Source organism: Aquabacter sp. DMC10 (genome assembly GCF_056314145.1).
On record NZ_JBQUYX010000009.1, the window covers coordinates 154060 to 168343 of the forward strand.

Consider the following 14284-nt stretch of genomic DNA (forward strand, 5'->3'; position numbering starts at 1 on the left):
CTTCGGCCTGTCCGCCCAGGCCTGGCTTGTCACCGCACTTTCCGTCCTGATGGCCGGTCTCTTCGCCGTATCGGTGGCGCTGGGCTACGCTCCGCTCGATTGGCCGCGGGCGGTCTCCGATCTTGTCGCCGGGCGAGACAGCATCCCTGCCCTGGTGCTCCTGCAATTGCGTCTGCCCCGGGCGATTCTTGCGGCCACCGTCGGTTTCAGCCTCGGCCTGACGGGAGCGGCCATGCAGGGCCTGATGCGCAATCCCCTCGCCGACCCCGGCGTGGTCGGCGTCTCCGGCGCCGCCGCCTTCGGCGCGGTGGTGGCCTTCTATTTCGGACTGAGCGCCGCCTTCTCCCTGGCGCTGCCCATCGGCGGGCTGATCGGCGCCGCCATCGCCACGGCGCTTCTGCTGGCTTTGGCCCGGCGCGGCACGGGCACCGCGACGCTGGTGCTCGCGGGCGTCGCCATCAACAGCCTGACCGGCGCCTTGACCGCTCTGGCGCTCAACCTCGCGCCCAGCCCCTATGCGGCGCTGGAGGTGGTTTTCTGGCTGATGGGATCGCTGTCAGATCGTTCCCTAGTCCATGTGGCGCTCTCCCTGCCCTTCATGGTCGCCGGCTGGGCGCTGGTGCTCTCCACCCGGCGCGCCATGGATGCCCTGACCCTCGGCGAGGACACGGCGACCAGCCTCGGCTTTTCCATGCCGCGCGTCCGCCTCCTGGTGGTGGGGGGAACCGCGGCGGCGGTGGGCGCGGCGGTGGCTGTGTCCGGGGCCATCGGCTTCGTGGGGCTGGTGGTGCCCCACCTCATGCGGCCCCTGGTGCGCCAGCGCCCCGGCCGGCTCCTGCTGGTGAGCGGGCTGGCCGGTGCGGCGCTGACGCTGGGCGCCGACATTGCTGTGCGCCTCATCCCCACCCGCCCCGAGCTGAAGCTGGGGGTGGTCACCGCCCTCATCGGCGCCCCCTTCTTCTTCGCCATGCTGCGGCACCTTAAGGTGGAGGGGGAATGATGCTGGCAGCCCAAGGCATCCGCGTGAGGCGGAACGGAATTGCGGTCCTGGAGGACGTAGCCCTGGCCTTGTCACCTGGCGAGCTTCTGGGGCTCATCGGCCCCAACGGGGCGGGCAAGACCACTCTCCTTCGCGCCTTATGCGGGCTGGAGGAAGTGGAAGCCGGGACGGTGACCTTCGACGGCCGCCCCCTCGCCACGCTCGGCCGCGCGGGCCTCGGCCGAACCGTATCCTACCTGGCACAGGGGGGGCGCATCCATTGGCCCATGCGGGTGGAGGACTTGGTGGCCCTCGGCCGGCTGCCGCACACCCCCTCCCCCGAGGCGGACGCCGCCGCCGTGGAGCGCGCCCTGTGGGCGGCGGATGTGCTCGCCTTGCGCCACCGCATCACCGGTTCACTGTCGGGCGGCGAGCGCGCGCGCGTCCTGCTGGCGCGCGCCTTGGCGGTGGAGGCTCCCGTCCTGCTGGCCGACGAGCCGGTGGCGGCGCTCGACCCCTATCACCAGCTTCAGGTCATGGAAGTGATGCGGGCCACAGCCAGGCGGGGCGCGGCAGTGGTGCTGGTGCTGCACGACCTCACGCTCGCCGCCCGGTTTTGCGACCGCTTGGCCTTGATGCAGGGCGGGCGCCTCCTGGCGGTGGGGACCCCGGAGGATGTGCTCTCGGCCACGCGCGTTGAAACCGCCTTTGCCGTCACGCTCCAGACCGGCACGCGGGACGGGGAGAGGTTCGTCCTGCCCTGGCGCCGCAAGGAGACCGGAGAGGGCGCCACGGTCAGATGATCTCGATCTCCGGGAACGGGAAGATCAGGTGCCCCCCGTCCGCCAGGAACTGGGCTTCGCGCTGGACGATGCCGTCCTTGAAGTGCCAGGGCAGGACGAGGAAATAGTCCGGCTTCATGGCCCGCGCCTCCTCCTCGGAGACGATGGGGATGTTGGTGCCGGGCGTGAAAGCGCCGAACTTGTCGGGATTGACCTCCGCGACCACCGGCAACTCCTTTTCCGTGATGCCGCAGAATTGCAGCACCACATTCCCCTTGGTGGAGGCGCCATAGCCGAACACTTTCTTGCCATCGGCGGCCAGCGCGCGCAGCAGGCGCACCAGATCCTCCCGGTGGCGATAGACGCGTTCCTCGAAGTCGCGGAACGGACGGGGCGTGCCGAGGCCCATGCGCTCTTCCTGTGACAGCAGCCAGTCGAGCACGGCGCGCGTGCCCTCACGGGGATCGTTCTGCCGCACGGCGGTCACGGCGAAGCTGCCGCCATTGACCGCATTCATCTTCACGTCGATGGCCCGCATGCCGGCGGCGGCCAGGATCGCCTGCACCACCCCGAAGGAATAATATTCCAGATGCTCGTGGCAGACCGTGTCGTAGGAGGTCAGACGCAGCATCGAGGGCATGTAGCTCTGCTCGAAATGCCAGATGCCGCCCGGCGCCAACACGCTCTCCACCTCGCGGGCGAAGGCGATGGGGTCCTCCAGGTCATAGAACATGGCAATAGAGGTGACGATCTTGGCGGGCGCCGCGCCCGCCGCGGCGAAGGCGCGCGCGCTGAAGAAGTCCGGCACCAGCTGGATGTCGTCGGGATAATAGGCGGCGAACTTGGCGCCGGTGGGATCGATGCCGATGCGCTTGAGACCCGGGACGGTGTAGGCCTTCAGGGAAGTGGCATCGTTGGCGCCGATGTCGAGCACCGTGTCGCCGGGGGCAAGGGCGGCGAAGCGCTCCAGCCAGCGGATCTTCTGGGTGAGATGGCGGACCATGCTCTGGTTGAGGCCGGAGCGATAGCCATAATTCTCGCCATACATCTCCGAGAGGCTGAAGGAGTGGGCAAGCTGGAGCAGCCCCGAATTGGGGCACCAGACCAGGCGCAACGGTCCCCGCGTGATGGGCGCGGCCGGGTCCTTCGGGAAGACGCCGGTCAACGCCTGTTCGCCAAGGTCGAGGACCGGGATGAGCGTGCTGCCGCCGCCGATACGGCACTGATCGATCATGGTGTAGTCGGCCATTGCACGCTTCCTCTCAACGCCCCTTCACGAGCCCAACGGCACGCGTCGGCTCTCGCATACGCTGAATAAGCCAATCCCTCGCACCTGCACAAAGGGTTTTCCGAGCCACACCCGCCCTCACGTGGGGCAGTGGCGCCCCCGCCGGAGCGGGGTAGGGCCGCCGCTGGCCTTTGACGTCTCGCCCGGTTACGCCCGCCCGGTGGCGGCGAGGCTGCGGAACGGCTTTCCCGCCTTCAGGTGGCTTTCGATCTCCTCAAGCGAAAGACCACTGGTCTCCGGCACATAGCGGGCGGTGAAAAACAGGCCGAAGACGCACACCAGGGCGTAGATGGCGAACACGCCGGCCAGCCCGATGCCTTCGATCAAAAGCGGGAAGGTGAGCACCACCAGGAAGTTGAACGCCCAATTGGTGAGCGAAGCGGCCCCCATGCCCGGCCCGCGCAGGCTCAGCGGGAAGATCTCCGCCATCATCACCCAGGGCAGCGGCCCCAGGCTGACGGCGAAGGAGGCGATGTAAAGACCAAGGCCGAGGATGGAGACCAGCTCCATGCCCGGCGCGTCCGTCCAGGCGGAAATGGCGATCATGCCAAGGCTCGCGGCAGCACCGGCAAAGCCGATGAACAGCAGCTTGCGGCGGCCGATGCGGTCGATGAGCCCCATGGCCACCACCGTCATCAGCACATTGACCACACCGATGCCCATGGTGGCGAGCAGCTGGGTGTGGGTGGAGCTGAAGCCGGAATGGGCGAAGACGGTGGGGGCGAAATAGATCACCGCATTGATGCCGGACAATTGCTGGAGCAGGAACAGGCCCATGCCCACCACCAGCGCCGGACGGGCCACCGGGCCGAACAGGTCGCGCCAATGGCTGCCGCCCCGGTCGGACGCCACCGCCTCGGCGATGTCCGCCAGGGCGCGTTCAACCTTGGGATCGCTCGGCGGCACGCCCTCGATGCGCGCGATCACCTGCCGCGCATCGGCGACACGGCCACGCAACATCAGCCAGCGCGGCGTATCGGACAGGACGGCGACCCCCAACAGCAGGAGAACGCCCGGCAGGACTGCGGTGGCGAACATGCTGCGCCAGGCCTCTCCGAAGGCCCACCCCACCAGATAGGCGAAGAGGATGCCGAGAGTCACGGCCAGCTGGTAGATGGAGACCAGCATGCCGCGAATGCGCGCAGGGGCGGTTTCGGAAATGTAGAGCGGCGCCACCATGGCCGCCGCGCCAATGGCAATGCCCAGCAGCAGGCGGCCCAGGGAAAGCACCAGGAGGTTGGGCGCCAGGGCACACAGTCCGGCGCCCAAGATGAACAGCAAGCCGGCCCCCATCAGCAGCTTGCGCCGGCCATGGGGCGCCGCGAGCCAGCCGCCAAGGACCGCCCCCGCCAACGCGCCCAGCGGGACGGTGGCCGTCATCAGGCCTTCCTCCAGCGCCGTGATCCCGAATGTCTCGCGCAGCGGATGAAGGGCGCCGGCGATGATCCCCTCGTCAAAGCCGAACAACAGGCCGGCAATGCCCGCGATGCAGGCAATCACGTAGATCATGGGCCCCTCCCCGGCCGGCTGAAGTGCGGCCTCTGGATTCTGCTGTAGCCGCCGGGCACGCCTGTGTGAAGCAAGCCGCGGGCGAGGCCCCCGTTTGGCTCCCGCTCTCGTGATCGTGCAGGCCTCCCATGAGCCCGCCCGGGATTGACGGCGCTTGCGTCCTCCCTTAACGGCTCGGCCTTCTGACCTTAAGGACACTGCGCCCCGCGCCATGGCCGAACTCGCGCCGAAGACCTCGCCCCGTATCTCCTTCGTTTCCCTCGGCTGCCCCAAGGCGCTGGTGGACAGCGAGCGCATCGTCACGCGCCTGCGGGCGGAAGGCTATGAGCTGACCCGCACCCATGCGGGCGCCGACCTTGTCATCGTCAACACCTGCGGCTTCCTTGACAGCGCCAAGGCCGAGAGCCTCGCCGCCATCGGCGACGCTCTGGCGGAAAACGGCAAGGTGGTGGTCACCGGCTGCATGGGCGCCGAGCCGGAGCAGATCCGCCTCGCCCATCCCGGCGTCCTGGCGGTCACGGGCCCGCAGCAATATGAGAGCGTGCTTGCCGCCGTCCACGAGGCGGTGCCGCCCCAGCACGACCCCTTCCTGGACCTGGTGCCCGAGCACGGCGTGAAGCTGACGCCCCGGCACTATGCCTATCTGAAGATTTCCGAGGGCTGTAACAACCGCTGCACCTTCTGCATCATTCCCAAGCTGCGGGGCGACCTCGTCTCCCGGCCGCTCGGCGACGTGATGCGGGAGGCGGAGAAGCTGGTGGCGGCGGGGGTGAAGGAGCTCCTGGTCATCTCCCAGGACACTTCGGCCTATGGCGTCGACATCAAATATGCCCCGAGCACCTGGCGCGAGAAGGAGCGGCAGGCCCGCTTCTACGATCTCGCCGAGGCGCTGGGCGAGCTGGGTGCGTGGGTGCGCCTGCACTATGTCTATCCCTATCCCCATGTGGATGGGGTGATGGAGCTGATGGCCGCCGGCAAGGTGCTGCCCTATCTGGACATCCCGTTCCAGCACGCGAGCCCCACCGTGCTGAAGCGCATGAAGCGCCCGGCCGCCCAGGAAAAGACCCTGGCGCGGGTGCAGGCCTGGCGGGCGGCGGTGCCGGACCTGACGCTGCGCTCCACCTTCATCGTCGGCTTCCCCGGCGAGACCGAGGCCGAATTCCAGGAACTGCTGGACTTCCTCGGCGAGGCAGAGCTCGACCGTGTCGGCTGCTTCAAGTTCGAGCCGGTGGATGGCGCGCCCGCCAATGCGCTGGCCGATCCCGTGCCGGAAGAGGTGAAGGCCGAGCGCTATGACCGCTTCATGCGCACCCAGCAGGCCATTTCCGCCCGCCGCCTGAAGCGCAAGGTGGGCACGCGCCAGCAGGTCATCATCGATGCGGTGACGCCCGCCGGCGCCATCGGCCGCACCAAGGGCGATGCGCCGGAAATTGACGGCCGCGTGCATGTGGCCTCCCGCCGCCCCTTGCGGGTGGGGGAGATCACCACGGTGAAGATCGAAGGCGCCGATGCCTATGACCTGCGTGGCACGGCGGTGGGCTTCTAACCGCCATCCCAGCCAGCCTCAAAACGAAAACGGCCGGGCTTTCTCCCGGCCGTTTTGTTTCCTGGAGACGGAAGGCCTCAACCCTCGTCGTCGTCCGAATGCTCCGGCGGCACCAGGCCCTGGAGGCCGGCGAGCAGCTCTTCCTCGGTCATGCGGTCCATCACAATGTCCGCATCGTCAACCGAGCCGGACTCGCTGGACGCGATCATGGGAACCGCCTCGGGCTCCGGCTCGTCCACCTCGGTGTACTTCTGGAGCGAGTGGATGAGGTCTTCCTTGAGATCCTCGGGGCTGACCGTCTCGTCGGCGATCTCACGCAGGGCCACGACGGGGTTCTTGTCGTTGTCGCGGTCGATGGTGATGGGGGCGCCGGAAGAGATCATGCGGGCACGGTGGCCGGCGAGGAGGACCAGCTCGAACCGGTTGTCCACCTTGTCGATGCAATCCTCAACGGTAACACGGGCCATTGGACAGGCACTCCCTCGTGCGCGGTAAAATAAGACGCAACGGGTGCGTTGAAGCTGCGCCCCATAGCCTATAAGGGCAGAAGGCGCAAGACGTTTCCTCTTTTTTCACTTGCGCTCGCCGCGCGAACATCGGAAAAAGTTGCGCGGTTCCATTTTTTAACCGTTCTATCTAACGGGCAAAAAGCCCTCGCGCGGACCCCATAATGATCGCCTCGGAAAAGATCGCGCTCCTGATTGATGGCGCCAACCTGTACTCCGCCACGAAGGCCCTGGGTTTCGACATTGATTATAAGCGGCTGCTGAAGGAGTTCCAGTCGCGGGGCTACCTGCTGCGTGCCTTTTATTACACGACCCTGATCGAGGATCAGGAATATTCCTCCATCCGGCCCCTGCTCGATTGGCTGGACTATAACGGCTACTCCGTCGTCACCAAGCTCGCCCGCGAGTTCACCGACGCCCAGGGTCGGCGCAGGGTGCGCGGCAGCATGGACATCGAGATTGCGGTGGATGCCATGGAGCTGATCGGCTTCGTGGATCACATCATCCTGTTTTCGGGCGACGGCGACTTCCGGTCCCTGGTGGAAGCCTTGCAGCGCAAGGGGATCCGCGTCAGCGTGGTGTCCACCATCGCCACCCAGCCCCCGCTCATCGCCGACGACCTGCGGCGGCAGGCGGATATCTTCATCGACCTGGTGGAATTGCAGCCCAAGATCGGCCGCGACCCGGCCGAACGGCAGGGGCGTATGCAGGAGACGCCACGATTTTTGGAGCGGCGGGGCCCCGCCAGCGTCGATCACAGCGACAGCTGAGTCTCCATGAGCTGCGAGCCGGGGCACGACTGCCCCCTGTGTCCGCGCCTCGTCGCCTTCCGCGACCAGTGGCGGTCCGCGGAACCCTCCTGGTTCAATGGCCCGGTGCCGATCTTCGGCCCGGCGCAGGCCCGCCTTCTGGTGGTGGGGCTCGCCCCGGGTCTTCGCGGCGCCAATCGCACTGGGCGGCCCTTCACCGGCGATTATGCCGGTGACCTGCTTTATTCCACCCTGATTGAGATGGGCTTTGCCGAAGGCAGCTATGAGGCGCGGCCGGACGACGGGCTTCAGCTCCTGGATACACGCATCGTCAATGCGGTGCGCTGCGTCCCGCCGGAAAACAAGCCCACCACGGCCGAGATCCGCACCTGCCGTTCGTTCCTGGCCCCCGTGCTGCAGGGAACCTCAGGCCTGAAGGCGGTGGTGACGCTGGGCAAGATCGCCCATGATTCCACCATCGCCGCCCTCGGTGCCCGTCCCGCCCATCATCCCTTCGGCCATGGCGCCCGCACGCAGGTCGGCGGGCTGGAGGTGTTCGCGAGCTATCACTGCTCCCGCTACAACACCAATACGGGCGTCCTGACCCCGGACATGTTCCGCGCCGTCTTCCGGGCGGTGCGCGCCTATCTGGGGTGACGGCGCTTCAGGAAGTCGAGCACATCAGCCGCATTCTTGTGGGGCGGGAACACCGGATAGAACACATGTCCGATGGCGCCCTCCTCGATGATGAGGGTCAGGCGCTTCAGCAGCACCATGCCTTCCACAGTGAAGGTCGGCAGCCCCACCGCCCGGGCAAACGATAGCGAATGGTCCGACAGCAGCGGGAAGGGAAGGTGCAGGCGCTCCACCACTTCGCGCTGATAGGCGCTGTTTTGCGTCGACAGGCCGAAGACATGGGCCGCGCCGTGGGCGGTCAGGTCGGCATAATGGTCGCGGAAGGCGCAAGACTGAGGCGTGCAGCCCCGGGCGCCCGGGATTTCGTCCCAGCCGATGGGGCTTGGAGCATTGGGATCTCCGGTTCGCGGATAGCAATAGACCACCACGCGCCCGGACAGGGACGACAGATCCACCAGCCTGCCATCGGTGGCGGGCAGGTTGATGATCGGCAGTTCCAGGCCCAGCAGATGATCGGAAAGCCCGTCATCCTCGGGCTCCGGGAGATTTTCAGGAAGCTGGGTATAGTCGGTCACGGTGCGCTCGACCTTCGATAGAGACGAAAATCCCGCACAGATCCCACCCCCGGCAAGTCTCTGTGCGTATGGGGCCTGACTTTCCAGCCGGGGCGGGGCGAATGTCAATTGCAGCCTGGCGCGCGGGGCAAAGCCCTGCGCGGCCGGGCGCCCTCACCCACGGTCGCGCATCAGGCGGGCCTTGTCACGCGCCCAGTCGCGCTCTTTCACGGCCTCGCGCTTGTCATGGGTCTTGCGGCCCTTGGCGAGCGCCACCTCGACCTTGGCCCGGCCCTGCTCGTTGAAATAGATCTTCAGCGGCACCACGGTCATTCCCTCGCGCTCCACCGCATGGGCAAGCTTTGCGATCTGGCGCTTATGCAGCAGAAGTTTGCGCGGCCGGCGAGTCTCGTGGTTGAAGCGGTTGGCCTGCAGATATTCCGGGATAAAGGCGTTGTAGAGCCACATCTCGCCGCCCTTGGCCGCGGCATAGCTCTCGCCGATGGTGGCCTTGCCGTTGCGCAGGCTCTTGACCTCGGTGCCGCTCAGCGCGATCCCGGCCTCGAACGCCTCGCCAATGTCGTAGTCGAACCGCGCCCGCCGGTTGTCAGCGACGACCTTGCGGGGGCGTTCCTTCTTTTTCTCGCTCATTCAGGTCCTTGAGGGCCGGCGCAAGGCCGGCCCCTTCATTCAGTTGATCAGGCCGGCGTGGACCATGGCCTTGCGGACCACGGCGCGGGCGCCCTCGGTGGCGGGCACCAGCGGCAGGCGAAGCTCCTCCTCCATCTTGCCCAGCACGGACAGGGCATATTTGGGGAGCTGCGGGTTGGTTTCAACGAACAGGCCAGTGTGCAGGGGCATCAGCTTGTCCTGCAGCACCAGAGCGGCCTTGTAGTCACCCGCAAGGCAGGCCGCCTGGAACTCGGAACACAGGCGCGGCGCCACGTTGGAGGTCACGGAAATGCAGCCGTGCCCGCCATGAGCCATGAAGCCAAGCGCGGTCGCATCCTCGCCCGAAAGCTGGATGAAATCCTCGCCCAGCACCTGACGCTGCTGCGACACCCGCGCCATGGAGGCCGTGGCATCCTTCACGCCAGCAATGTTCTTCAGCTCATAGAGCCGAGCCATGGTCTCCACCGACATGTCCACCACCGAGCGACCGGGGATGTTGTAGATGAAAATCGGAATGCCGATGGCCGCGTCGATGGCCTTGTAGTGCTGATAGAGGCCTTCCTGAGTGGGCTTGTTGTAATAGGGGGTCACCACCAGCACCGAATCCGCCCCCACCTTCTCCGCATGGCGCGCGAAGTCGATGGCTTCGATGGTGTTGTTGGAGCCGGCCCCGGCAATCACCGGCACGCGGCCGGCCGCCTGCTTCACGCACCATTCGACCACCTGGCGGTGCTCGTCATGCGACAAAGTGGGGCTTTCGCCGGTGGTGCCCACCGGTACGAGGCCGTGCGTGCCCTCGTCGATCTGCCAATCCACCAGGTCGCGAAAGGCTTTCTCATCCAGCTTCCCGTTCTTGAACGGCGTGACGAGGGCGGTGAACGACCCACGGTAACGGGAAGCGGAGGATGGCGACGTCATGGCGGCGGCCTTGTTCTGGTTCGTGTTCTGGTTCGTGGTTGCGCACCCCGCGGCCACCTACGGCGCGGGGCGGAGCGCATGAGATAAACTGTTGCGGGCCAAGCTGGAAGGCCTCAACGTTGCAAACCTTGGGGCATGAGCCCTGCTTTTGCCGGGTTCCCCCGGCACGTATGCTTAGGAATTCGTCAATGCAGGTCGGAGAGTATCAGGGCAATTGAGCCTGCCTCATGGCCGCGAGGAACCGGTATGCCGACTGCCACCCGCCTGATCTCCCGCACTGCGCTGGCGATTGCCATTGCCTGCGCGAGCCCGGCCATTGTGCCGTCCGCCTCCGCGGCCACGTCCTCGTCCGACTCAAAGCCCGCGCCCAAGCCGGCGGCCAAGTCCAGCTCATCGTCCAAACCCGCTTCCAAGACCGACAGCAAGACGCAGGCAAAGCCCGCGGCAAAGCCGGCGGCCCCCGCCGCACCGGCCCTGACGGGCGAACTGGGCACCCTGCGCAATGCCATTTCCCTGGCCAAGAACGGCAAGGGCGCGGACGCCATGGCTGCGGTGAGTTCTCTCGATGATCCGGTGGCGCGCAACCTCGTCACATGGCTCGTCATCCGCAACGCGCCCAATGACCTCGGCTTCGAGCGGATCGCGCAGTTCCTGAAAGAAAAGCCCTACTGGCCCACCCAATCCACCCTGCGCCGCAAGGCGGAGGCGGTGCTCTATGCGGAAAAGCCCTCCGCTGCGACCGTCCGCGCCTTTTTCGGCGATCAGGCCCCGCTCACCGGCCCCGGCAAGATCGCGCTCGCCCGCGTCCTGTCCGCTTCCGGCGACCGCGCCACGGTGGCAGCCCTGGTGCGCGACGCCTATCGCACCGATGACCTGTCCGAATCGAGCGAGGCCGCCATCCTCAGCGAGTTCGGCCCGCTCATCACCCGCGGCGACCATAAGGCGCGGGCGGACAAATTCTCCTACAAGCCCGACCCGGAACGCGCCATGCGCGCCGCCCAGCGCGCCGGCTCCGATGTGGTGGCCCTGACGCGGGCGCGCCTTGCCATCGAGCAGCGCCAGGATGCCAGCGGTGCTAGTCTTCTGGCCCAGGTCCCCATGACCTTGTCCAACGACCCGGCCTATCTGTTCGCCAAGTCCATGCTGGCCCGCCGCGCGGGCCGCAACGAGGAAGCCGCACAGGCGCTCCTCGCGGCACCCAACAGCGCCGAGGCCCAAGTGGACACCGACGAATGGTGGATCGAGCGCCGCCTTGTCTCGCGCGAACTGCTGGACGCCGGCAATGCCCGCCTCGCCTACAAGGTGGCGGCGGAAGCCGCGCCGCCGAGCGCCAACAACTACCGCGCCGAACAGGCCTTCACCGCCGGCTGGATCGCGCTGCGCTTCCTGAACGAGCCGCGGCTCGCCGCCCAGCACTTCGCCCGCATCGATCACCAGCAGGACCACCCCATTACGCTCTCGCGCGCGGCCTATTGGCAGGGCCGCGCTGCGGAGGCTATGGGCGACACCGGCACCGCGCGCGGGCGCTATGAGGCCGCCGCCCGCTTCTCCACCACCTTCTACGGACAGGCCGCCCGCGCCCGCCTCGGCCTGCCCCAAGTGGCGCTGCGCCGGGAGCCGGAGGCCTCAAGCCAGGCCAAGGCGAACTTCGATCGCATCGAGGTGGTCCGCGCCCTCAAGCTGCTCTACGCGGTGGGGGATCGGGACACGCCCATCACCATCTATTACGACATGGCTTGGCGCATGGAGGATACCACCCACCTCGTGCTCCTCGCCCAGCTCGCCCAGGCCAATGGCGATGCCCGCGGCGCTCTGGTGGTGGGCAAGGAAGGCCTTGCGGAGGGTCATCCGCTGGAACAGTCGGCCTTCCCCACCTTCGGTCTGCCCTCCTACACACCCATCGGCAATCCGGTGGACAAGGCCATGATCTATGCGGTGGCTCGGCAGGAGAGCCAGTTCAACCCGCGCACCCTGTCCAGCGCCAAGGCCATGGGCCTCATGCAGGTGACCCCGGCGGCCGGGCGGGAAGTGGCGAAGCAGACCGGTGCGCCCTACAACGAAGCGCGCCTGATGAGCGACCAATCCTACAATGTGCAGTTCGGCGCGGCGGAACTGGGCGAGCTGGTGGAAAATTACGGCGGCAATCCCCTCCTGGTCTTCGCCGCCTACAATGCCGGGCGCGGCAGCGTGAAGAAGTGGTTCGCCCGCTATGGCGATCCCCGCGACAAGGACGTGGACCCCATCGATTGGGTGGAATGCATCCCGTTCTCCGAGACGCGCAATTATGTGCAGCGGGTGATGGAGAATTATCTGGTCTACCGCCAGCGCTTCGGCATCGCGACGCCCATGCCGGTGGCGGCCCGTTAAGTAACTGACTTTTGCTGCACCGCATGGCGCGCCGATCCGCTGGAGCGGGCCATGCGAGATGCGACATTCAGTTTGCCACGGCAATAGCGTAAGAGGCAGCAGCCTGCGCCGGCGCCCCTCGCCGGCCGAAATTCGAGCTGCAGATGTCGCAACCCCAGAGCCGGCCGCAGGAGACGGGCACGAAGCCCGGCTTCGTGGAATTCGTCACCATCGTCGCCCTGATGATGGGCCTGACCGCCTTTTCCATCGACAACCTGTTGCCCGCCTTCGTCCCCATCCGCGAGCATTTTTCAGTCGCCGAAGCCAACCACCTGCAATGGGTGGTCACCGCCTACATGATCGGCTTTGCCTTCATGCAGATGGTCTATGGCACGCTCTCCGATGTGCTTGGGCGCAAGAAGGTGCTGATGGCGGGGCTCGCCATCTATGCGCTCGGCTGTCTGCTTGCCATCTTCGCCCCCACCTTCGAGGTGCTGCTGCTGGCCCGCGCCGTGCAGGGGATGGGCTCGGCCTCCGCCCGCGTCCTGTCCATGGCCATCGTGCGCGATCGCTTCGCCGGCCGCGAGATGGCGCGGGTCTCCTCCTTCGTCATGATGGTCTTTCTCATCATCCCGGTGGTGGCGCCGGCCATCGGTGGGGCGATCCTGACGGTGGGCCACTGGCACTTCATCTTCGGCGCCATGCTCACCCTCTGCCTCATCCTGGCGATTTGGTTCGGGGTGCGCATGCCGGAAACGCTGCACCCGGAATATCGCGTGCCCTTCTCGGTCGCGGGCATCAGCCGGGCCATGCGGATCACACTCTCGACCCGCCGGACGGTGGGATATGCCACCGCCATCGGCTTCATGATGGGTTCGCTCATGGCCTATGTGGCCTCGGCCCAGCAGATCTTCGAGACCGACGTCTACCAGCTCGGCGGCCTCTTCCCCATCGCGTTTGCGGTGGTCGCGGGCGTGATGTCTGTGGCCTCCTTCATCAATGCCAAGCTGGTCCGACGGCTCGGAATGCGGCGCATCTCCCATTTCGGGCTTTGCGGATTCACACTGGTGGGCGGGATTCAGGTGATTGCGGCCCTCGCCTTTGCCGGCAAGCCGCCGCTGCTTCTCTTCTGCGCCCTGCTGTCGCTGAACCAGGCGCTGTTCGCCTTCACCGTCCCCAATTTCAATTCCATGGCCATGGAGCCGGTGGGCGAAGTGGCCGGTTCCGCCTCGTCCTTCATCGGGTTCTACACGACGCTGGTTGGGGCGGTGCTGGGCGTGGTGGTGGGCCAAGCCTTCAATGGCACGGTGCTGCCGCTGGGTCTCGGCTATTTTGTTCTGGGGCTTGCCTCCATCCTTCTCGCCCTTTGGGCCGAGAAGGGCCGGCTCTTTTCAAGCCAACCCGACGCGAAGGCCTGAGGCCTTCCCGCCGCGCCGGACGGAAGCTCCGCCCGGCGCGGACTTTAATCTCAATACCCCAGTTCCTTTTCGCAGGCCGGAATGACCTTGGAGAGGCGCATGCTGCCGGCGGAAGGCTCGGTGGTTGCGCGCAGGGTGCATGCATCCAGATTGTCGAATACATCGCCCGGGCGGAGAGTCTTGCCGGTGAAGGCTTCCAGCGTCGCCATGCGATCGGCCGGAGCCAGCGCCTGGTAGGTGTTCACGTCCCCCGCCTTGTCCTGGGCGGGGAGGATCGGCGCGGCCTGCGCCGCAAGGCTGGCCGAGACAAGGCCAGCAAAGGCAAGGACTGAGATCTTCTTCATCTGACAACCAGTGTCGGGGCAGAGCTGGAAAAGGCCA

The 14284-nt window shown here is 66.7% G+C and carries 14 protein-coding genes; 7 read left to right on the plus strand and 7 right to left on the minus strand.

Features of this window, described 5'->3' with window-relative positions; translation table 11 throughout:
- Window positions 1-49 precede the first annotated feature (49 nt).
- Together ACT54L_RS21860 and ACT54L_RS21865 are read left to right on the plus strand one after the other, a co-directional pair.
- The gene (locus tag ACT54L_RS21860; protein WP_476087919.1) at window positions 50-1000 is read left to right on the plus strand and encodes a FecCD family ABC transporter permease; all 951 of its coding nucleotides are present in this window, start codon (window positions 50-52) and stop codon (window positions 998-1000) included.
- Window positions 997-1782, plus strand: a complete 786-nt coding sequence (locus tag ACT54L_RS21865; RefSeq protein ID WP_476087754.1) for an ABC transporter ATP-binding protein — start codon at window positions 997-999, stop codon at window positions 1780-1782. The genes ACT54L_RS21860 and ACT54L_RS21865 overlap by 4 nt, the downstream gene beginning before the upstream one ends.
- Here the strand turns inward: ACT54L_RS21865 and ACT54L_RS21870 are convergent.
- Window positions 1775-3010, minus strand: coding sequence for a class I SAM-dependent methyltransferase (locus ACT54L_RS21870; protein WP_476087755.1), 1236 nt, complete (start codon window positions 3008-3010; stop codon window positions 1775-1777). The genes ACT54L_RS21865 and ACT54L_RS21870 overlap by 8 nt on opposite strands.
- A 186-nt stretch (window positions 3011-3196) precedes the next feature.
- The gene (locus ACT54L_RS21875) at window positions 3197-4558 is read right to left on the minus strand and encodes a sugar porter family MFS transporter (protein WP_476087757.1); all 1362 of its coding nucleotides are present in this window, start codon (window positions 4556-4558) and stop codon (window positions 3197-3199) included.
- Between the two features lie 211 nt (window positions 4559-4769).
- Between ACT54L_RS21875 and rimO the strand changes: the two genes are divergently transcribed.
- Window positions 4770-6104, plus strand: coding sequence for a 30S ribosomal protein S12 methylthiotransferase RimO (rimO, locus tag ACT54L_RS21880; RefSeq protein WP_476087758.1), 1335 nt, complete (start codon window positions 4770-4772; stop codon window positions 6102-6104).
- Window positions 6105-6181: 77 nt separating this feature from the next.
- Here the strand turns inward: rimO and rpoZ are convergent, their stop codons facing one another.
- Complete coding sequence (gene rpoZ / locus ACT54L_RS21885) at window positions 6182-6571, minus strand: DNA-directed RNA polymerase subunit omega (RefSeq protein ID WP_209102638.1); 390 nt, start codon at window positions 6569-6571, stop codon at window positions 6182-6184.
- 203 nt (window positions 6572-6774) lie between these two features.
- On the opposite strand from rpoZ, the gene ACT54L_RS21890 reads away from it, so the two are divergent.
- A complete protein-coding gene (locus tag ACT54L_RS21890; protein ID WP_476087759.1) occupies window positions 6775-7380 on the plus strand; it encodes a LabA-like NYN domain-containing protein in 606 nt (201 codons plus the stop codon).
- A 6-nt stretch (window positions 7381-7386) separates the two neighbouring features.
- Window positions 7387-8016, plus strand: coding sequence for a uracil-DNA glycosylase (locus ACT54L_RS21895; RefSeq protein ID WP_476087760.1), 630 nt, complete (start codon window positions 7387-7389; stop codon window positions 8014-8016).
- Here the strand turns inward: ACT54L_RS21895 and ACT54L_RS21900 are convergent.
- The 3 genes from ACT54L_RS21900 to dapA form a co-directional block, all read right to left on the minus strand.
- Window positions 8004-8570, minus strand: a complete 567-nt coding sequence (locus ACT54L_RS21900) for a peroxiredoxin (RefSeq protein WP_476087761.1) — start codon at window positions 8568-8570, stop codon at window positions 8004-8006. The genes ACT54L_RS21895 and ACT54L_RS21900 overlap by 13 nt on opposite strands.
- Window positions 8571-8723: 153 nt before the next feature.
- Window positions 8724-9200: an SsrA-binding protein SmpB gene (gene smpB, locus ACT54L_RS21905; protein WP_476087762.1), complete on the minus strand. Its 477-nt coding sequence runs from the start codon at window positions 9198-9200 to the stop codon at window positions 8724-8726.
- Between the two features lie 39 nt (window positions 9201-9239).
- Window positions 9240-10139, minus strand: a complete 900-nt coding sequence (dapA, locus tag ACT54L_RS21910; RefSeq protein ID WP_476087763.1) for a 4-hydroxy-tetrahydrodipicolinate synthase — start codon at window positions 10137-10139, stop codon at window positions 9240-9242.
- A 246-nt stretch (window positions 10140-10385) separates the two neighbouring features.
- On the opposite strand from dapA, the gene ACT54L_RS21915 reads away from it, so the two are divergent.
- Window positions 10386-12506, plus strand: a complete 2121-nt coding sequence (locus tag ACT54L_RS21915; protein ID WP_476087764.1) for a lytic transglycosylase domain-containing protein — start codon at window positions 10386-10388, stop codon at window positions 12504-12506.
- Between the two features lie 143 nt (window positions 12507-12649).
- Window positions 12650-13903, plus strand: coding sequence for a multidrug effflux MFS transporter (locus ACT54L_RS21920; protein ID WP_476087765.1), 1254 nt, complete (start codon window positions 12650-12652; stop codon window positions 13901-13903).
- Window positions 13904-13953: 50 nt separating this feature from the next.
- Here the strand turns inward: ACT54L_RS21920 and ACT54L_RS21925 are convergent, their stop codons facing one another.
- Complete coding sequence (locus ACT54L_RS21925; protein ID WP_476087766.1) at window positions 13954-14247, minus strand: hypothetical protein; 294 nt, start codon at window positions 14245-14247, stop codon at window positions 13954-13956.
- Window positions 14248-14284: the final 37 nt, after the last annotated feature.

Coding starts and splice junctions, on each gene's coding strand:
- ACT54L_RS21925 (WP_476087766.1), bottom strand. CDS start 14,247: ATGAAGAAGATCTCAGTCCTTGCCTTTGCTGGCCTTGTCTCGGCCAGC.
- dapA (WP_476087763.1), bottom strand. CDS start 10,139: ATGACGTCGCCATCCTCCGCTTCCCGTTACCGTGGGTCGTTCACCGCC.
- rpoZ (WP_209102638.1), bottom strand. CDS start 6,571: ATGGCCCGTGTTACCGTTGAGGATTGCATCGACAAGGTGGACAACCGG.
- ACT54L_RS21920 (WP_476087765.1), top strand. CDS start 12,650: ATGTCGCAACCCCAGAGCCGGCCGCAGGAGACGGGCACGAAGCCCGGC.
- ACT54L_RS21890 (WP_476087759.1), top strand. CDS start 6,775: ATGATCGCCTCGGAAAAGATCGCGCTCCTGATTGATGGCGCCAACCTG.
- smpB (WP_476087762.1), bottom strand. CDS start 9,200: ATGAGCGAGAAAAAGAAGGAACGCCCCCGCAAGGTCGTCGCTGACAAC.
- ACT54L_RS21915 (WP_476087764.1), top strand. CDS start 10,386: ATGCCGACTGCCACCCGCCTGATCTCCCGCACTGCGCTGGCGATTGCC.
- ACT54L_RS21895 (WP_476087760.1), top strand. CDS start 7,387: ATGAGCTGCGAGCCGGGGCACGACTGCCCCCTGTGTCCGCGCCTCGTC.
- ACT54L_RS21865 (WP_476087754.1), top strand. CDS start 997: ATGATGCTGGCAGCCCAAGGCATCCGCGTGAGGCGGAACGGAATTGCG.
- ACT54L_RS21870 (WP_476087755.1), bottom strand. CDS start 3,010: ATGGCCGACTACACCATGATCGATCAGTGCCGTATCGGCGGCGGCAGC.
- rimO (WP_476087758.1), top strand. CDS start 4,770: ATGGCCGAACTCGCGCCGAAGACCTCGCCCCGTATCTCCTTCGTTTCC.
- ACT54L_RS21860 (WP_476087919.1), top strand. CDS start 50: ATGGCCGGTCTCTTCGCCGTATCGGTGGCGCTGGGCTACGCTCCGCTC.
- ACT54L_RS21875 (WP_476087757.1), bottom strand. CDS start 4,558: ATGATCTACGTGATTGCCTGCATCGCGGGCATTGCCGGCCTGTTGTTC.